Raw genomic sequence first — 18,871 nt, 5'->3', positions numbered from 1 at the left:
AAAAAAGCCCCCGTCCAACGCATTTCGGTTGAACGGGGACTGTAGTTTACAGTTTGTAGTTCGTGGTTTGTAGTTTATTGTTCTTCGGACGCTAACCAGCAACGAACCACAAACTCCGAACCACAAACAACTACAAATGGATCGCTTCGCCGTAGGCAGCTTCCGTTGCGTCCTTGATCGCTTCCGACATGGTCGGGTGCGGGTGAACCGCTTTCAGGATTTCCTCGCCGGTTGTTTCGAGCTTACGGGCCGCAACTACTTCCGCAATCATCTCGGTTACGTTGTTGCCGATGAAGTGAGCACCCAGGAACTCGCCGTATTTGGCGTCAAAAATCACCTTAACGAACCCTTCCGGCGCGCCCGATGCTTTAGCTTTTCCCGAGGCCGTGAACGGAAATTTACCCACTTTCAATTCATAACCAGCTTCGCGGGCGGCTTTTTCGGTATACCCCACCGACGCAATTTCAGGCGTACAGTACGTACAGCCTGGAATGTTGTTGTAGTTCAGCGGCTCAACGTGCGGCTGACCGGCTATTTTCTCGACGCAGATGATGCCTTCAGCCGAGGCTACGTGCGCCAGTGCCTGCCCTTTCGTTACGTCGCCGATTGCGTAATAGCCTTCTACGTTGGTCCGGTAGTAATCGTCCGTTACGATTTTACCGCGGTCGGTTTTGATGCCAACGTCTTCCAGACCAATGTTTTCGATGTTGGCAACTACGCCGGCTGCCGACAGCACCACCTCCACGTCAAAGGTTTTTTCACCATCGGGCGTTTTAACGAACACCTTGCAGCCGTTGCCGCTGGTGTCGACCTTCGTCACTTCCGATTTAGTGAAAATCTCAATACCTAATTTCTTGTACTGCTTGGCCAGTTCTTTCGAAACCTCTTCGTCTTCAACCGGCACAATGTTCGGCATAAACTCAACGATGGTCACCTTGGTGCCCATGCTGTTGTACACGTAGGCAAATTCGACCCCGATGGCCCCCGACCCAATAATGAGCATGGTTTCCGGGCGCTTTTCGAGCACCATAGCCTTGCGGTATTCGATCACCTTCTGGCCGTCGATGGGTACGGCCGGTAGTTCGCGGGCGCGGCCACCGGTAGCAATGATGATGTGTTTGGCTTCGTACTCGGTAGCTTTACCATCCTGGCCTGTCACCTCAACTTTCTTACCCGGTTTTACTTTCCCGACGCCGTTGATCACGTCGATTTTGTTCTTTTTCATCAGGAACTGGACGCCCTTGCTCATACTGTCGGCAACGCCCCGGCTCCGTTTGATAACCGCATTAAAATCGGGAGCCGCTTCGCCGACCGTAATGCCGTAATCTTTTGAGTGTTTAATGTATTCAAAAACCTGCGCACTCTTCAGCAGGGCTTTGGTTGGGATACAGCCCCAGTTCAGACAGATACCGCCAACGCTCTCGCGCTCGATAACGGCCGTTTTCATGCCTAATTGCGAAGCCCGGATGGCGGCTACGTAGCCACCTGGCCCGCTACCCACGACGATTACATCGTATTGTGAAGCCATTAGTCAGATTTGTTTAGTCATTAATCGGTCAATGAGGCTCATCAGCAGATATGGCTGTTGTTCCTGACGAGAACAGACAGGAGACAATGACCACTGGATGGCCATCAATGACCCTATTTGGCGAACGCAAAGGTAGGCTGAAAAGTTGATTCCGTTACCAAACCTTCAGGCGGTCTGCTTTTGTTCTATCTTTGTTGATTAGCCGACGCCGGGCGTTCGTTCAGTGAGCGTTACCCCTTTTGTGAGGCCTGTGCGCTCAAGTGTCCGGCGACCGGTTACCATAAAAATTCAGTTTTAACACCTACAGAAGACAAGTTCATGACAACTGACCAGTTGAACGACTTGAGGGCCAGAGTAGAGGCCCTGAGGAGATATCTTTGACTACGACGCCAAGAAAGAACAACTAGCTGACCTTGAGCAGCAGACGTTCCAGCCCGAATTCTGGACCGACGCCGACCGGGCGGAGGGCGTGATGAAGCAGGTCCGGGCGCTGAAAGGCTGGGTGGGCGGTTACGACCAGCTAAAAAGCCAGTTCGACGACCTGGAAACCTTGTTTGAGTTTTACGATGCGGGCGATGTATCCGAAGAAGAAGTTGATGCAGAAGGCCGTAAGGTAGCTCAAACGCTGGAAGAACTGGAGTTGAAAAAGATGCTCAGCAACGAGGAAGACCAGCTCAGTGCAGTGCTGGAAATCAACTCGGGCGCGGGCGGTACCGAAAGCCAGGACTGGGCCGACATGCTGTACCGGATGTATATGCGCTGGGCCGAAAAACACGGCTACAGTGTCAAACAGGTCGATTATCAGGAAGGCGATACGGCCGGTATCAAGTCGGCTACGATTGAGGTCGACGGCCCGCTGGCGTATGGGTACCTGAAATCTGAGAATGGGGTTCACCGCCTGGTGCGGGTTTCGCCGTTCGACTCCAATGCCCGGCGTCATACGTCCTTTGCATCGGTGTTTGCGTATCCCCTGGTTGATGATACCATTGAGATTGACGTAAATCCGGCCGACATTGACTGGGACACGTTTCGCTCGGGTGGGGCCGGTGGTCAGAACGTAAACAAGGTTGAAACGGCCGTGCGACTACGTCACAAGCCGTCCGGTATCATCATTGAGTGCCAGCAGGAGCGGAGTCAGCTTCAGAATAAGGAAGTAGCGATCCGCCTTTTGAAATCAAAGCTGTATCAGATTGAGGTAGAGAAACGAAACGCGGCCCGCGCCGAGGTGGAAGCCGGCAAGAAGAAGATTGAGTGGGGCTCACAGATCCGCAGCTACGTACTGGACGACCGGCGCGTGAAAGACCACCGAACGGGCTACCAGACATCGAATACCGAGGCCGTGCTGGATGGGGACCTGGATGAGTTCATTAAAGCGTTTCTGCTGGAACAGGAATCGTAATTAATAATCCGTTAGGTCGAATGGCGTTACTCCCGACATCCGTTCGGGAGCGCCGTTCGTACATCAGCCAGGTTATTGTCCGGCTTATGAAGCTTTTTCTCATTCTTGCGTCCCTCCTGCTGGCCTGCGGTCAGCGCGCTGACGATCCTATCATGATTTCGACCCAGCCACCGTCCTCTCCGGCACAGACCTACTCGTTTCTGTCGCTGGGCGATTCGTACACAATCGGCGAGAGCGCATCTGAATACGAGCGCTGGAGCGTTCAACTGGCCGATATGCTCCGTCGGGACAGTGTCAGCATTGCCAATCCAGATATTATTGCCCGAACCGGCTGGACTACAGCCGAACTACAGGCCGCGATCAAGGCCAGTGGTAATCAGAAAACGTATGATCTGGTTTCGTTGCTGATCGGTGTCAATAACCAGTACAGGGGCCAAAGTACCGACCGGTATCGGACCGAATTTCGGGAGTTGCTGCAAACGTCCATCCGCTTTGCAGGCGGCCGACCGAACCGCGTTTTTGTGCTGTCGATTCCTGACTGGGGACAGTCGCCCTTCGCTAAAAACCGCGATGCCAGGCAGATTGCTACCGAAATAGACGCCTTCAATGCCATTGCCCAGGACGAATGCCGCAAGGCAACAGTTGCCTTTGTGAACATCACGCCGATTACCCGCAAAGCGGCCGGCGATGCAACGCAGTTTGCCAGTGATGGCCTGCACTATTCGGGCCGACAGATGCAGCAGTGGGCCGAAGCCGCCCTGCCGGTTGCGGGCAAGTTGCTGGCTCAGTAGTTATGAGCGGCTCCGGGTAAACGTCAGGTTCATGGACGTGGTCATACCCCGAAACTTTTTCCACCGATCCTGACTACCATAGCGGTAATAATGCGTCGCGGCCGCAGGCATTTGAATTGGCATCTGTACGGCCGAGCCTTTACCGGTACTGTCTATCCATTGCACCGACACGATAACATCGTCAGACGTTATGATCTGATACGGCAGCAAATCCACTTCCACCCATTTCCGCACGTTGCCAGCCATAGAAACGTAGATGTTCTGCGCCAACAGATTCTGCATAGTCTTCGCCCGGTACACATTGATCCGAAACCGAACGCTGTCGTAGTTCGTGATGACGTAGAACTGGTATTTTTCCAGGCGATTAATTCCTTTCGATACGTTGAACCGGCGACCTATTTCAGACCCCAGGTTCTGCCGGGGTAGCTCACTCAACGCAAAATTGGTGACCATACTGGTTCGATGACCGGTTTTTCCGAGGACCCTGACCTTACTTGACGACGCATCAATACGTACTTCGCTGAGCTGATGTACCTCTTCCTCCATCAGCAAAGGTTCACCTTTAGCCATTCGGTCAGTAAACGCGGCTATTGTTACATTCAGGGGGCGGTAACCAATCAGGCTGATTCTGACGGTATCGGTTTGTTTTACCTTGTCGGGGATGTACAACGTAAAGCGTCCTTGTTCATCGGCTACCGTACCAACCGGTGTATTCACCACGCCGATGCTCGCGTACGCAACAGGCCGCTTGTCGGTATTCATAACCTGACCACTTACAGAGGTCGTTGAATTTGCCGCTACCGAACGTATCAGCAGGGTATTTACACAAAATACTATAGCAAGCAGAACCGTTTTCATACGTCTGGCAGGGTCAATCGGTTACGGGTAAGAAGAGATAAGTTGAAAGCCTGATTACTGCACTGATGGCTTCAGACTGAACTTCGCGATGTAATAGCGTACGGTTCGGCCAATCAACATACCACCAATGATCGACGGTGCAATCCAGCCGATCATACTGGCCCACTCGGGCGCATCCGGCGGCAGTATTCGAGCCATGTTCGTGACCAGAGCCGCCGTAAACGTAGCAATGTAAGAGCCCCCCATCCGGGTAAAGTGCTGAAAAAACCAGTGAAGTTTGGGGCTGGGTTTGTCGAATTCACGCGCATCTTTCACCGCAAAAACGCCCGTCAGAATACCGAAGAAGGTGAATACGACCGCGAAAAACGAGCCCATCCCGTTTTGCATCAGCAGGTAAACACCAAAGCCGGCCATGGCTGAACTAACGAGGATGGTTACGTAGCTCAACCCGCGATCAAAAGCTGTCGGGCCCGACTTTTTTTGTTTTGTTGCCCGCCAGCCCGTCATGCTCAGATAAAAACTCAGTACGGCAATACCCGTCAGAAACAGCCGCATCATCTTGAACGGTTGCAGAACGCACAGCAGCAAAGCGGTGATGGCTACCGTAATCATACAGTAGACGTAGATGCGTCCGGCGCGGTTGTGAAGTTTACCTCCCTTGTGTGAGAACATGGGAATCAGACCAACCAGCAGGGCCGTAAAGCCGGTCGCGATGTGAGTAATCAGCAGGATTGTCAGCAGCGTTTTCATACCTGTTTTGCTTGTTCGTGTCGTCGTTGCGATGGAACAAACGTACAGCGGCTGCCCTGTTAACCACAAATCAAAGGGCTGACCTGCAACGTTTTGGGACGTTTGGCAACCCCGCAGGCTGTTTGGGAACGTAGTTGGGACGTTTTACAAGGCTTTAAGTTCGGCTACCAGCGTATCATTGTACTTGCGGGCCACCGGAATCTGAAACTGTCCGCCCAGCAGATGAAGCTTGTATCCCTGCGCATTACCCGTTACGCGCTCCACTCTATCAAGATTAACTATAAACGATCGGTGGCATCGAACAAACGGTTTGCGGGCAATGGACAGTTGGTTGATCTGGCTTTCCAGTCGGCTCAGGCTGCTTCGCAACAGGGGCTTTACCGGCTGTAACGTACCGGACGAGTCGGCTTTGAGGTAAACAACGGTGCAATAATTATCGCTGGATTCGATATAAATCAGATCGGCAGCCGGGAAGGTAAGTGAGTCCTTTTCATTTTCAGCAACCAGGTTCAGTGCTGGCCCGGAAACCGGAAGCGCTTCGCCCGGTGGCTTTTCGTCGACAACCTGAACTGGTAATCCGGCAGCAGCGCGGGTATACTTCCGCAGTCGGGCAATGTAACTGAGCAGCACCGCGCCGGTTGTTGGGAAGAGACCAATCAGAAACGTGATCAGGATCATTCCCAACCAGCCCACCCCACTATCTTCTCCTTCGTCCAGCAGCCATTCCAGGTAGAACCGGTTGCCGATAGCAATTAAAAGAATATTGCCCGTGACCAGCAGAATTTCGCGCCAGACGGTCCAGCGGTTTTCGGCAAATTGGCGCGGGAACACCCGCTGCCAGACAATAAAGTTGAAGGCTGTTATGACAAACGTAACCAGGCCAAAACCGGCTATTTTGAATAGTTTAGCCGGTGTTTGCCAGTTGCCCAGCCCAAACGGTTGAAAAACGACGAGAAACAGGCCTATAAAAAGGCCAATAGCAGCGGCCCTACGGAGTTGCCGCAACGGGTCATCATCAATCGGATAGGGCTGACTGAACAAACTGACCATACACAAACAACTACCTTACCGGTCAGAATAAGCGCCAGTTGGCAATCTGCTCAAAAAACTGCGGGACCACCGGCGGGTAGATCACGACCATGAACAGAATACCAAAAATGGCGCCGTAAAGGTGGGCATCATGGTTAACGTACCCCCGACCCCGGCGCGATTCATAGTACGAATAGGCAATGTACAGCAGGCCAAAGATGAAGCCCGGAATGCAGAAGGCAAAGTACAGACAAATGTCGGTCAGCGGACGAAACATGATACCCGCAAAGATGATCGCCGACACACCACCCGATGCACCCAGCGAATTATAGCCGGGATCGTACCGGTGTTTCAAATAGCTGGGAATGTCAGACACCAGAATACCAATCAGGTAAAACCCAATCAGATAAACAGACCCACTTCCGGGAAATAAGGCCCCGAACACCATCTCGACAAAACCGCCAAAAAAATACAGACTGAGCATGTTGAAGAACAAATGCCCCCAGTCGGCATGTAAAAACCCGGATGTCAGCAGGCGATAATACTGCCTTTTGCTGGTAATCTGGTAAGGATTCATGATCCATCGGTCCATAACGGCGGGGTCGTTCCAGCCCCAGACACTGACGGCGACGGTAACCAATATGATTATTAGGGTCGTACTCATCATTAGCTTTCTCTTTCGGCCAGTTGTCTGGCAAATTCTATTAACAGTGACTTCCGGGTCGGTTCGGCGTTAATCTGTTCGAAGTTAGCAAACCCCCGGGCAAAGTACTCATTTATGCGTGTCTCCGTAACCTCCCGAATTCCGAGCTGGTCATAGATGGAGGTAACTGCCTGCACTTTCTCGGCTTTGTCGAACGTAGTCTGATTCAGCCAGCCGATCAACTCATCCCGGATGGAGCCGGTGGCTTTCTCGAGCGCTTCAATCAGCAGAAACGTTTTCTTGTTGGCAATGATATCGCCCCCCACCTGCTTGCCGAACTTCACCGGATCGCCGTAGACATCGAGCAGATCATCTTTAAGTTGAAACCCGATGCCGATATTGATACCGCCTTCGCGCAGGTGGTCAGTCGTGGTTTCGTCGGCCCCGGCGATTAGTCCGCCCAATTCGAGCGCGAAGCCCAGAAGCACGGACGTTTTCAGCCGAATCATGTCAATATACTCGGTTTCGGTTACGTCCCAGCGCGTTTCGAAATTCATATCAAACTGCTGCCCTTCACAAACCTCGGCCGCCGTACGGTTAAAACGAGTCAACACCCTCTTCAGCTTATCGGCATCAACATCAAGCAGCAGTTCGTAGGCATTGACCAGCATCACATCACCCGACAGGATGGCAATGTTATGATTCCATTTTTCATGAACAGTCGGCTGACCACGACGCAGGGGTGCCTGATCCATAATATCGTCGTGCATCAGGGTGAAGTTATGAAACACTTCCACCGCCAGGGCCGGACGTACCGCCTTACGCCAATCGTCCGTAAACAGATAAGCCGCCATCAACGTCATCAGCGGACGTAAGCGCTTGCCACCCAGACTCATAATGTACCGAATGGGGTCGTACAGTTCGGGCGGACGTTGACCGTATTGAGTAGTTTGAAGTTCGTTCTGTAAAGCGTCAATGAAAGTGGCAGGACTCATGCAACTGGGCGGCATTCCGCTGGGTTATGGGCCAAAAATAAGGTAAAACGGCCCAAAACCCTAACCGCGCATACTCAGGCGGTAGTTTCGCTGAGCTTTTGTGCTGATGAGATGGATAAACCGCACAGACAGAATAAAATAACCGTCATTTTTGCTACTGTTTCCTCGCTGCGCACCGGCTTTGTTGAGTGGCAAACCAATTTCCGACCGCCGATCCGACAAGGCAACGGCCAACGGGCTCCTGCCGTCCTGAACGGCATAGCTCGTACTAACGTCGTCGACGTAATCGCTCATTACGTGGGTATAGCTACCTTCGAGGTGGATTTTAAATCGATCGGTAACAGCAATGGGCAAGCCGGCCCCATAGCGAATGATTACGGGCAGGCGGTTATACGTTACGCCTTCCGTCTGCAAGGGTGCTAAGCTATACGTTTCGCCTTTGTAGGTTGCTTTGGGGGTAATGTACGTAAACCCAATACCCGCAAATCCGTACGGAATGGCTTTGCGGGTGCGATGATTAACCGGCCAGGCGTCAACCTGCAGGCCAGCCCACACATCGGGGTTCAGGCTTTTGAACGACAGATTGTTGTAGGCCAGGCGCGTATTCTGCTGGCTGCCGCGAAGCGTATAGAGTTGGGTTTCAGCCCGTAGTACCAGCCGGTTTGACATGCGGTAAGCGAATGCTACGTTCAGCGCAGCTCCCAATCTGGGCTTAGCGAGAAAATCGCCTTCGTTCAGATCCCCGGCGTAGCGCGTAACGCCAACGCCCGCGTTCAGCACCCAGGTACCGGGCTTTTCCTGCCAGATGGCCGATCGTTGTGCAAACGTAGTGGATAGAGAACCCAGCCATAAAGCCCCCGAGAAGGTGGCAATCCAGTAAATCTTCATGTTTTTTAGTTACGGTTACTTTGAAAGGCGAAAATTAGCCCGCAACTGAAACACATGAAAAGATTTGGATTAAAGCCGAATTATAATCGACTAAGGCTTTACTAAACGGTGTAGTATGCTCTTTCTTACTAGATTTAACACCTACAATTCACCGATATCTTCGTTCCAGATTTCTGGCTTTTGTGCAATAAACTGGTTCATCATCTCAACGCATTCGGGCAGGTCGAGATCAATAACTTCGACGCCGTGCTGTTCCATAAATTCCCGCGCCCCGGCAAACGTCCGCGATTCGGCCACGACGACCTTCGGGATTTTGAATTGCACGATCGTGCCGGCGCACATGTAGCACGGCATCAGCGTTGAATAGATTACCGTATCGCGGAATGAACCAACCCGACCGGCATTATTGAGGCAATCCATTTCGCCGTGCAGAATGGGATTATTCTCCTGCACCCGCTTGTTATGGCCTGACGCCACCAGCTGGCCATTCTTTACCAGCGCTGAACCGATTGGAATGCCACCTTCGTCCATACTCTTTCGGGCCTGCCGAATGGCTTCCTGCATGAATTCATCCATACGATTGAGTATAAAATGAGTCCGGCCAGTTGCTTGGCCGGACACCTGTTTCTTACCGCCGTCCCCGACCACCGCGCCGGTTTTCGCCTTTGGCGGCCGTACCTTCCTTCCGTCTGGAGCCGCTGCTGCGCTGGGACGACCGGCTGCCACGAAGACCGCTTTCGTCGCGGTGGCTGCGGCTTTTCCGGTCAAAGCCAACGTTGGCAATTCGCGAAGGTCGGTCGGTCACGAGCTCAAAGTCAATACTGCGACGGGCCAGGTTCGTTTCTTTTACGCGAACCTCGACAGCGTCGCCGAACGTATACATCTTTTTGTTCCGCTGGCCAATGAGTCGGTAATTCTCTTTGTCGAACTCGTAGTAATCATCGCTCAGATCCTGCATCCGGACGAGTCCTTCGCAGTTATTCTCAATGATTTCAACGAAGATACCGAACTCCGTTACGCCCGAAATGACGCCCTCAAATGTTCGATCGGGCTCCATACGGCTCATAAACTCCACTTGCTTGTACTTGATGCTGGCCCGCTCAGCTTCGGCAGCCATCCGCTCCCGCTCTGATGAGTGGCGGCATTTGTCCTCGTACTCGTCGCGGTCGGCAGGTTTTCCTTTATCGAGGTAGTGCTGCAGCAGGCGGTGCGCCATCATATCCGGATACCGACGAATAGGCGACGTAAAATGCGAGTAGCGCCGGAATGCCAGACCGAAGTGACCTAGATCTTCTGTACTGTACCGAGCCTTCGACATGGTCCGGACGGCCAGTTGCTGCAGCATATTCTGCTCAGGTTTACCTTCGATGCTGTCCATAAAGCGGTTCATCGAATTCGACAGGTGATCGCCGTCCAGCTTGAGCTTGTAGCCCAACCGGCCGGCAAAATCAGCAAACTGCTGCAGTTTCGTTTCATCCGGTCCTTCGTGGATCCGGTAAACCATGGTATTTTCCTGCCCCGGCTTCGACAGCGAGTGGACAAACTCCGCGACACGCTTGTTAGCCAGCAGCATGAATTCTTCAATCAGCTTGTTGGTGTCCTGCCGGAGTTTTGGATAGACCGATAGCGGCACACCGTTTTCGTCCAGTTTGAACCGTACTTCAACGGTGTCAAAGTTGATAGCTCCATTTTTGAAGCGCTCATCCCGAAGCTTGTAAGCCAGTTCGTTAAGCAGTCGTAATTCTTCAAGGTAGTCGCCCTGGCCAGTGTTCAGAATATCCTGGGCTTCTTCATAAGAGAAGCGCCGATCCGAATGAATCACCGTCCGGCCAAACCATTGCTTCACCACCTTAGCTTCCGGCGTCATTTCAAAAACGGCCGAAAACGTGAGTTTATCTTCGTTTGGCCGCAGCGAACAGAGGTTGTTCGACAATTTTTCCGGCAGCATCGGCACTACCCGATCAACCAGGTATACCGACGTAGCCCGCCGGAAGGCTTCTTCTTCCAACTGCGTACCGGGTTTAACGTAGTGCGTTACGTCGGCAATGTGAACGCCAATTTCGAAGTGGCCATTGTCAAGAATCTGCACAGACAGCGCATCGTCAAAATCTTTGGCATCTACCGGGTCGATGGTGAACGTAGTGACCTCGCGCATATCGCGCCGGCCCTTTAGGTCGGCACCGGTCAGCACGGCCGAAATGGCTTCTGCTTCCTGTTCAACCTCCGCCGGGAAGGTGATCGGCAGCCCAAATTCGGCCAGAATGGCGTGCATTTCGGTGTTGTTCTGCCCGGCAATGCCCAGTACGGTTATGACTTCACCTTCATAACGCCCCCGGCTGCCGCGTGGATCAGGGTATTTGGTAAGCCGGATAATGACCTTGTCGCCATCGTTGGCATCGCCCAGTTTTTCTTTCGGAATGTAGATATCCTCATAGAGTTTTTTGCTGTCGGGCACAACAAACCCGTACGTTGGCCATACCTCGATCCGGCCGACGAGTTCCGTACGGCCGCGTTCAACCACTTCTACCACTTTCCCCTCGGTACGTCGGCCGCGGTTGCTGGAATCGGTATAGGTCACAACCCGTACCCGGTCGCCGTCGACGGCACCAGCCAGATCATCGGTAGCAACCCAGATGTCGTCATTCCGGTCTCCGCGAACGCCATTGACCGTAGTGGGCACCACAAACGCAAACCGCTGGTTCACGTGGTCAACAACTCCCTCAATGGTTCCGGCGGTTTCGTCGGCGCGGTAGCTGCCGTCTGGCAGGCGGGTCAGGGCACCTTCGTCGGTGAGTTCACCGATCAGCCCCTGCATAATCAATTTCATCTTGCGGTCGCCCACGCTGAAGTGGTCCAGCACCTGCTGGAACGTGAACGACTCATCACCGTTGACCCGGAAGAATGCCACCAGGTCATTTTTAAGTTCATCCAGGAAGGAGTCCGCTTTCTGAACGGCCTTTGCCTGGCCAGAGCGCTCCTTGCCCCGCTTCTCCAAACCCTGCTCACGGGGTCGGGTTGCAGCGGTTTTAGTCGGTTTATTTTGTTTTGGTTTTCCGTTTCTCATGTGTGTAACGCGGGCTTAGACCCGCGCTTTTTGGTAGCCAGTGTTGGCCTTCTTCGCGGGTTCTGGCCCGCATTACTATGCCCAGTCAGTCTGAACAATATGCTGCTCGTCGACAATTGGCGCACCGATCATCCGGAGGTAGACCTGTACCAGCATAGCAATTGAATCGCGGGCATACTGCCGGATTCGGTTTATGTCGCGCTCCTGATGATACACCAGGCTGGTCTGATCGCCGGTCATGTCAAGCGGTTTGGCCGGAACGCCAAGCACAGCTGCCAGCAGATCGAGCGGCACAAAATGGCGGCTTTCACCAAATCGCCAGCGATCGAGCGTATCCTGATGAGGAATATCCCAGGGCTTCTTTCCGGCCAGATTAAGCGCCGACGGCAACGTAAAGCCGTTTACCATAAGCCGACGGCATATGTACGGAAAGTCAAATTCCTTGCCATTATGTGCACACAGCACTAACTCATTGGGTGGGTAGCGGTTAACAATCTGGAGAAAATCTTCCAGAATGGCCCGCTCATCGTCGTCGGCGAGCGTTTTAATTTTCAGAAAGGGCTGATCCGACTCATCCCAGTACAATCCGCCGATTCCAATGCAGACGATCCGTCCGAACTCTGCGTAGTAGGAAGCCCGGTTATCGTACCAATCGGAGGTTGTCCAGTTGTCCTCATTGCGGAAATAAGCCGCTTTCTGTTCCCATTGGCGTTTCAGGCGTGGGTTGACGCGCTCATACGCCGACTCGGCCGCAACAGTCTTCAGATCAATAAACAGGAGGTTCTTTAACTTACGCTTCCAGGGAATAGGCTGTTGCATGGTGAAATAAGGAGCTACTCGTGCAGAATACCCTCCAGCCCCAGTGCCGGAACGGGAATCAGGTTTTCTTCGACGATGCTATCCGGCACGAAAATAAACTTTTTGTCGAAAACCTGTTCGCCAATGAAGTAACTCACCCAATACTCATTATTAAGATGAAATACATCGGGCATGATGGTTTCAATTACCTGATGCTCGCCCGGCTGCAACTCGGTAAAAAAATGCCGCAGCGTCGAGGTTTTCTGTTCTTCTTCGTCTTTCAGGCCGTACCCTTTTGAGGTCACAAACACTGTTTTGATGGGAACATCATTCTGGTTGAGCAGAAACACCTGCCAATCGTATTCGTTCATGGCGTTCAGTTTACGGGCAATCACGACCTGAACGCCTTCAACGGGCAAAAATTGAATGTCTTTTTTCATAATCACTGCAAAGACGCGGGCCTGCACCCACGCCAAATTCGCTTATAGGTGAACCTGGGCCGGCAGACCCGATTCATTCATCAGTACTTTAAATTCAAACAATGCGGTCAGGTGTTTCAGCACCTTCCGGCTTACATCGCCGAGCGGCACTTCATAGCCAAGCTCCTGCGCCAGCGACGTAACGGCTTTGTCGGTGATGCCGCAGGGAACAATATGACCAAAATACGACAAATCCGTATTTACGTTCAACGCAAACCCATGCATCGTTACCCAACGGCTAGCTTTAACGCCCATTGCGCAGATTTTGCGAGGATTTGGTCCAGCCTGACCGGTTCCATCATCGGCATCGAGCCAGACGCCCGTCAGGCCGTCGATCCGGCCGGCTGACAGGCCGTAGTCGGCCAGTGTCAGGATAATGGCTTCTTCCAGCAGCCGCATGTAGCGGTGAATATCCGTAAAGAAGTTATCCAGATCCAGGATTGGATATCCCACCAGCTGACCCGGGCCGTGGTACGTTATGTCGCCCCCGCGCCGGATTTTAAAGAATGTAGCGCCCAGTTCAGTGGCCAGTCGCTGCTCATCCACCAGCAGGTTGCTTTCGTGCCCGCTCGTACCCAGCGTGTAGACGTGGGGGTGTTCGCAAAACAACAGGTAATTGGGGGTGGGTTGCTGTTCGGCAATGGGCAGGGTCCGGTTGGCTACTTTCTGAGCCACCACCCGGGCGAACAACTGCTCCTGATAATCCCAGGCGGTTTGGTAATCAATACGTCCTAACTCCTGAACTTCTATTTGTTTATTTGAGCGACTGTTCATTGCTTTATGGCAAAGCGAAGCATCCTTCTGGTTAGAACAACAAAAAAGGCGGTTTTCGTTCGATTTTACACCGTAACTCCACTATCATCATGGCCCAGCACAACGAAACCGGCAAACAGGGTGAAGCCGAGGCCGTCCGCTATCTGCAGGACAAAGGCTACCAGATTCTGGAACGCAATTACCGCCACCAGCACGCCGAAATTGACCTGATTGCCCGGAAGAACAAGCTCCTGATTTTTGTTGAAGTCAAGACAAGGACTAACCTCAGCTTTGGCAATCCGGAGGAGTTTGTCTCCTACACCAAGACGCGGCTGGTCATGAAAGCCGCCGAACACTACATCTTTACTAAAGACTGGCACCACGACATTCGATTCGACATCGTGTCGGTGTCGCTGGCAAACGGTACGACGCAGATTCGCCATCTGGAAGACGCGTTCTATTGACCTGTCAATACGTCCCTGGTTTGTACCCGTATCGACGGGGCACAGCTCAGAGGAGTCAGATCAGAAAAGGATCAAATTTTCTTTAGCAAATAATGACCTTTTAATAAATCTTATCCGCTTGTTTTTCGTTACTAGTAGGCGTACAAGTGCGAACTATACAGATACTTATGAAAAAATCTTTTGGCTGGCGCCCGGCCCTGTTAGTGGTGGTATCCAGCGCGTTTTTACTGACTGCCTGTAAAGACCCGCAGGTAGATCCTTCATCACCCGGCACAGGCAATGCCACTGCCACCGCAGCGAATCCCTACGACCGGAATTTTCAGGGAACGGTAGCGGATGCTAATCTTAACCGCTGGATTCTTGATTCAATGCAGGTGTACTACTACTGGAATGACAAGCTGCCAGATGCCAGTACGCTTAACTTCAATCAGTCACCCAATCAGTTCTTCAGATCGCTTCTGTACAGCTACGACCGGCAGACACGGCCCGACGGCGACCGGTTTTCGTTCATGTATGACAATGCTCAGGACTTAAAGAATTCGCTGAGTGGTATTGCCAGAACGACGGGTATGGAATTCCGGTTAAACATCTACCCGTCAGGCACAAACGTGATTGGTCGGGTACTTTACGTCCTGCCGAACTCACCGGCAGCAAGAGCAGGTGTAAAGCGGGGCGATATATTCAACAAAGTTGACGGCCAACAGCTATCAACGACTAATTATCAGACCCTTCTCGACGTCAGTCAGAATATTGACACCCGTACCTATACTTTCGTTACGGCAACAAATGGTCAGTTAAGCGCTACCGGTCAGGACAAGCGTATCCAGGCTATTCAACTGGCGGAAGACCCCGTCCTGCTCGACACGACATTTACCATTGGCAGTAAAAAGATTGGGTATCTGGTGTACAACCAGTTCATCACTGGCCCGGGCGGACCAAGCGACCGGACATACGACCAGAAGATTGACAATGCATTTGCCCGTTTCAAAGGTGCCGGCATCAATGAGCTGGTGGTTGACTTACGATACAACCCAGGCGGCTACGTGTCATCGGCGCTTAATCTGGCCAGCCTGATTGGCAAAGGCGTAGACAATAGCAAAGTATTCTACCGTCAGGAGTACAATAAGCTCATCATGGATCAGTTTAACCGCGCGGGTCAGGCGGGTGGTCTGTCGAGTCGATTTGCCAACAAGTCTCAGAATATAGGCGCTAATCTTCAGCGAGTATTCGTGCTCACCTCCGATGCAACGGCCTCGGCGAGTGAGTTGTTGATCAATGGCTTGAAACCCTACATGGACGTACAAGTGGTAGGTGACACAACCGTTGGTAAAAACGTCGGTTCAATTACCATCGAAGATCGATATGCAGCCCGCAAGGTTCAGTTAGGTTTACAGCCGATTGTTACCAAGTCATTCAATTCGCTGGGTCAGTCTGACTACTCCGGCGGTTTTGCTCCGAACTCAGTGGTGTTCGAAACAAATCTGGTGTTGCCTCAACTAGGCGACATTGCCAATGAACCGCTGCTACGCACGGCGATTGGTCGGATTACCGGCACGGCGAACGGGCGTTTGGGCGTTGGTACACAGCGTGACATTCCGGCCGTCGGTTCCTCGCTCGACAGAAAAGCCGCAGGAGGGAATATGTTCTTCGACGCTCCCAAGGGCTTGTTCAAATAAGACTAAAAACCTTGATATGGACAAAAAGGCATCCCGTCGGGTTGCCTTTTTGTTTGCCCGCGATCACAGATACGGTAAAAAATCGCCAGATTCGATGAGCACTAACTGTGTCACTGGCCGGTTGTATAAATAAACCCAGGCGGTGATTGGTTGTCCAAGTAAAGTGACAGGCAGCAACTCCCGGACGTAAAGGCCCGTTCCATCGGCCGATACGTCCTCATAATCGTCGAGAAACGTCAGCATTTCCGCAGGGTGATGCAGACGAAAAACGTCGCCGGTGATAAGCGGGACGTGGTTGGTGAGAGGGACGTATGGGTCAGACGTACCGTCAGACCTTGAGCGGGTCAGGTCTGACGGTACGTCTGACCGGTTCGGACCTGTACTATTTGCCTCTGTCGGCTGATATACCGCGCCGGGATACCAGTCAACCTCGAATAATTTACCCGGCAGGTAGCCCGTGCCAACGTACGTACTGCGTTGGTGCAGATACGTAGCCGTCTCGTTATGGGCTCCCCGGCGGAGGGTTCCGTACACAAACAACAAATCCATAACAGAGGTTGAAGAGGTAGGGGGCATGGGTTTTGTAAGTTTGTATTGTAAATTTAGTGTAGCAAGCAGCAGATACGATGTACGAGAAAAATATAGGCACGAAACAAAAGGCGTTGCGGATTAACCTCGACCGGCGGATCTACGGTTCGTTTGCGGAGATTGGTGCCGGGCAGGAAACAGCCGCTATGTTCTTTAAAGCGGGTGGTTCGTCGGGAACCATTGCCAAAACCATGTCAGCTTACGACATGACGTTCAGCGACGCGATTTACGGCGTAGAAGACAGCGGTCGCTACGTGGTTGAGTCGCGGCTGATCAAAATGCTCAACAAAGAATACAACCTGCTCGAAAAACGGCTAGCCGAAAAACGCGGTGCCGACACTACGTTCTTTGCCTTTGCCAACACGGTTGTGGCACTGAATTATCAGAAAACCAACGATGGGCACGGCTGGATCGGCTGCCGGTTTCAGTTAACCCCACAGGCCGGCTACAACGACGTGATTATCCACGTCCGGATGCTGGACAATGAGAATATTTTACAACAGCAGGCTCTGGGCGTTATTGGTGTAAATCTGATTTATGGTTGTTTTTACTACGCGAAATCCCCCGAAACGCTGGTATTATCGCTGATGGACGATCTGTTGCCGGAACGCATCCAGATTGACATGATCCGGTTTGACGGCCCCGATTTTGCCAGCGTCGACAACCGGCTGATGAGCCTGCACCTGGTCAAAAACGGCTTTACGGATGCGGCACTCTTCGGGCCGGATGGACGGGTGCTGCAGCCCTCAGAAGCCCTCTACAAAAAGCACATTCTGATGATGCGCGGCCGCCTTCGCCCGGTGACGAACGTCCACATGGATATGATCAATAACGGCCTGAAGCAGTTTAAAGCAGAGGACGATGTGGACGAGAACCGGGTGGTGATGGTGTCGGAGCTGACCCTGCACAACCTGAAAGCCAACGAACAGGGGATTGATGAGAAAGATTTTCTGGATCGGGTCGATATTTTGTGCTCAATGGGGCAGACCGTAATGATTTCCAATTACCACGAGTACTACCGGCTGGTTGCTTATCTGGCGCGTCTGACCCGGCTCAAGATCGGGCTCGTGCTGGGTATTCCCAACCTGGAGTACATCTTTGACGAAGGTCATTATGAGTTTCTGCCGGGCGGTATTCTGGAGTCGTTTGCTACGTTGTTCAGCCGGAAAGTGAAACTATTTGTCTATCCTACGCTGCGCGACGAAAAAATATATACCTGTCAGGAGTTTGCGCTGCCGCCCACGCTGGAGCCGTTGTTTCAATACCTGGTTCGGAACGACAAGATTGAGGACATTCGGAACTACATTGAAGAAAACCTGCACATTTCGACCGATCGGGTGCTGGAATTGATTCAGAGTGGCGAAGATGGCTGGGAGCAGATGGTACCCGACAGCGTTGTTAAGCAGATTAAGGATAACTGTCTGTTTGGGTATCCCTGCGAGGTTCAATACGTACCGATTGGTCAGCAGGTACGCCAGCAACAGGAAGAACAGATGCCACCGGCTTCACTGGAGGCTACTGTATGAATCATGGACGTTATGCCGACTGGTTACGGCTAACGTCCATGAACAAAGGTTTCTTATCGATCTGCATTTCGGTACGACCGCTCAGCCTGTGCCCTCATCTGCTGCGTCAATACAATGATCAGCACGCCCAGCAAGATTGGGAAGATGCCTACGTAGCCAAGAGAATTGTCAAAACCGGCCGGGCGTAACAGGAGCGAGAACGCCAGACCACCCGCTACCAGGATATTGGCGAAGTGAACAACGCTTGTGCCACTTACTACACCAGCCCCACGGGCCGCCATGAAGGTATACATGGCCTGCACAGCCTGCAGGAACGCGTACATCATAGCCCAGAAGCCCAGCACATCAACAAATCCTTTAACCGTTCCGTCGGAGAACAGGAAGATGGCAACGCCGAACGCTACGTCGGCCAGCCCGTGAAGGACACCCCAGATGTGGTTCTTGTCTTTCCGTTGGTTCGTAAATGAAAAAGCTAACTGACAGGCGCCCGCCAGTGCAGCAAGGGTACCCAGAATAGCCCCTGACTGGGCCGTGTAGGCATTCGCAAAAACGAACATAACAGCCCCAATCAAGATGTAGAGTACGCCACGGGCCATCATTAGCCACCAGCGCTGTGTTGGATTTAGATTGTCCATAACATTG

At 52.5% G+C, this 18,871-nt stretch carries 19 protein-coding genes; 5 read left to right on the top strand and 14 right to left on the bottom strand.

The genetic code is table 11. The features are described 5' to 3' along the window. Nucleotides 1–130: 130 nt before the first annotated feature. The gene (gene lpdA / locus DYU11_RS14665) at nt 131–1,528 is read right to left on the bottom strand and encodes a dihydrolipoyl dehydrogenase (protein WP_119668448.1); all 1,398 of its coding nucleotides are present in this window, start codon (nt 1,526–1,528) and stop codon (nt 131–133) included. Nucleotides 1,529–1,846: 318 nt separating this feature from the next. Between lpdA and prfB the strand changes: the two genes are divergently transcribed. Both prfB and DYU11_RS14655 read left to right on the top strand, forming a co-directional pair. Further along, nucleotides 1,847–2,927 (top strand): peptide chain release factor 2 gene (prfB, locus tag DYU11_RS14660; protein WP_119668447.1). Its coding sequence is split into 2 segments (ribosomal slippage): nt 1,847–1,906 and nt 1,908–2,927, totalling 1,080 coding nucleotides; the frame shifts between segments, so codons are not numbered across the junction. 86 nt (nt 2,928–3,013) lie between these two features. Further along, nucleotides 3,014–3,718: an SGNH/GDSL hydrolase family protein gene (locus DYU11_RS14655; RefSeq protein WP_119668446.1), complete on the top strand. Its 705-nt coding sequence runs from the start codon at nt 3,014–3,016 to the stop codon at nt 3,716–3,718. Here DYU11_RS14655 and DYU11_RS14650 read toward each other — a convergent pair whose 3' ends face one another. The 11 genes from DYU11_RS14650 to lipB all read right to left on the bottom strand — a co-directional run bounded on the left by DYU11_RS14650 (nt 3,719) and on the right by lipB (nt 13,996). Next, complete coding sequence (locus tag DYU11_RS14650; RefSeq protein ID WP_119668445.1) at nt 3,719–4,576, bottom strand: carboxypeptidase-like regulatory domain-containing protein; 858 nt, start codon at nt 4,574–4,576, stop codon at nt 3,719–3,721. 54 nt (nt 4,577–4,630) lie between these two features. Then, nucleotides 4,631–5,326, bottom strand: a complete 696-nt coding sequence (locus DYU11_RS14645; RefSeq protein WP_119668444.1) for a DUF2306 domain-containing protein — start codon at nt 5,324–5,326, stop codon at nt 4,631–4,633. 144 nt (nt 5,327–5,470) lie between these two features. Further along, a complete protein-coding gene (locus DYU11_RS14640) occupies nt 5,471–6,376 on the bottom strand; it encodes a LytR/AlgR family response regulator transcription factor (RefSeq protein WP_119668443.1) in 906 nt (301 codons plus the stop codon). Between the two features lie 22 nt (nt 6,377–6,398). Next, nucleotides 6,399–7,019, bottom strand: coding sequence for a rhomboid family intramembrane serine protease (locus DYU11_RS14635; RefSeq protein WP_119668442.1), 621 nt, complete (start codon nt 7,017–7,019; stop codon nt 6,399–6,401). A 2-nt stretch (nt 7,020–7,021) separates the two neighbouring features. Beyond that, nucleotides 7,022–7,993: a polyprenyl synthetase family protein gene (locus DYU11_RS14630; protein WP_119668441.1), complete on the bottom strand. Its 972-nt coding sequence runs from the start codon at nt 7,991–7,993 to the stop codon at nt 7,022–7,024. Between the two features lie 60 nt (nt 7,994–8,053). Then, on the bottom strand, nt 8,054–8,881 hold the full coding sequence (locus DYU11_RS14625) for a hypothetical protein (protein WP_119668440.1): 828 nt from the start codon (nt 8,879–8,881) through the stop codon (nt 8,054–8,056). Between the two features lie 141 nt (nt 8,882–9,022). Continuing rightward, nucleotides 9,023–9,457: a nucleoside deaminase gene (locus DYU11_RS14620; RefSeq protein ID WP_119668439.1), complete on the bottom strand. Its 435-nt coding sequence runs from the start codon at nt 9,455–9,457 to the stop codon at nt 9,023–9,025. Between the two features lie 52 nt (nt 9,458–9,509). Next, complete coding sequence (gene rnr, locus DYU11_RS14615; RefSeq protein WP_119668438.1) at nt 9,510–11,945, bottom strand: ribonuclease R; 2,436 nt, start codon at nt 11,943–11,945, stop codon at nt 9,510–9,512. A gap of 75 nt (nt 11,946–12,020) precedes the next feature. Further along, complete coding sequence (locus DYU11_RS14610; protein ID WP_119668437.1) at nt 12,021–12,764, bottom strand: 3'-5' exonuclease; 744 nt, start codon at nt 12,762–12,764, stop codon at nt 12,021–12,023. A gap of 14 nt (nt 12,765–12,778) precedes the next feature. Next, nucleotides 12,779–13,183 carry a hypothetical protein gene (locus DYU11_RS14605; protein ID WP_119668881.1) on the bottom strand — a complete coding sequence of 135 codons (405 nt, stop codon included), beginning with the start codon at nt 13,181–13,183 and terminating at the stop codon, nt 12,779–12,781. A gap of 42 nt (nt 13,184–13,225) precedes the next feature. Continuing rightward, the gene (gene lipB, locus DYU11_RS14600; RefSeq protein WP_119668436.1) at nt 13,226–13,996 is read right to left on the bottom strand and encodes a lipoyl(octanoyl) transferase LipB; all 771 of its coding nucleotides are present in this window, start codon (nt 13,994–13,996) and stop codon (nt 13,226–13,228) included. Nucleotides 13,997–14,085: 89 nt separating this feature from the next. On the opposite strand from lipB, the gene DYU11_RS14595 reads away from it, so the two are divergent. Continuing rightward, nucleotides 14,086–14,439: a YraN family protein gene (locus DYU11_RS14595; protein ID WP_119668435.1), complete on the top strand. Its 354-nt coding sequence runs from the start codon at nt 14,086–14,088 to the stop codon at nt 14,437–14,439. A 167-nt stretch (nt 14,440–14,606) separates the two neighbouring features. Continuing rightward, on the top strand, nt 14,607–16,115 hold the full coding sequence (locus DYU11_RS14590; RefSeq protein ID WP_119668434.1) for a S41 family peptidase: 1,509 nt from the start codon (nt 14,607–14,609) through the stop codon (nt 16,113–16,115). A gap of 63 nt (nt 16,116–16,178) precedes the next feature. On the opposite strand, the gene DYU11_RS14585 is transcribed toward DYU11_RS14590, so the two are convergent. Next, nucleotides 16,179–16,691, bottom strand: coding sequence for a gamma-glutamylcyclotransferase family protein (locus DYU11_RS14585; RefSeq protein ID WP_119668433.1), 513 nt, complete (start codon nt 16,689–16,691; stop codon nt 16,179–16,181). Nucleotides 16,692–16,741: 50 nt separating this feature from the next. Here DYU11_RS14585 and DYU11_RS14580 point away from each other — a divergent pair, with 50 nt between their 5' ends. Further along, entirely contained in the window at nt 16,742–18,229 is a 1,488-nt protein-coding gene (locus tag DYU11_RS14580; protein ID WP_119668432.1) for a TonB-dependent receptor, read from the top strand. Nucleotides 18,230–18,282: 53 nt separating this feature from the next. On the opposite strand, the gene DYU11_RS14575 is transcribed toward DYU11_RS14580, so the two are convergent. Next, nucleotides 18,283–18,864, bottom strand: coding sequence for an HdeD family acid-resistance protein (locus tag DYU11_RS14575; RefSeq protein WP_229365840.1), 582 nt, complete (start codon nt 18,862–18,864; stop codon nt 18,283–18,285). Between the last annotated feature and the right edge of the window lie 7 nt (nt 18,865–18,871).

Source organism: Fibrisoma montanum (assembly GCF_003583365.1).
GTDB lineage: Bacteria > Bacteroidota > Bacteroidia > Cytophagales > Spirosomataceae > Fibrisoma > Fibrisoma montanum.
Note: the sequence above shows the minus strand (reverse complement) of the source record. Positions and strands in the feature narration are given on the sequence as shown.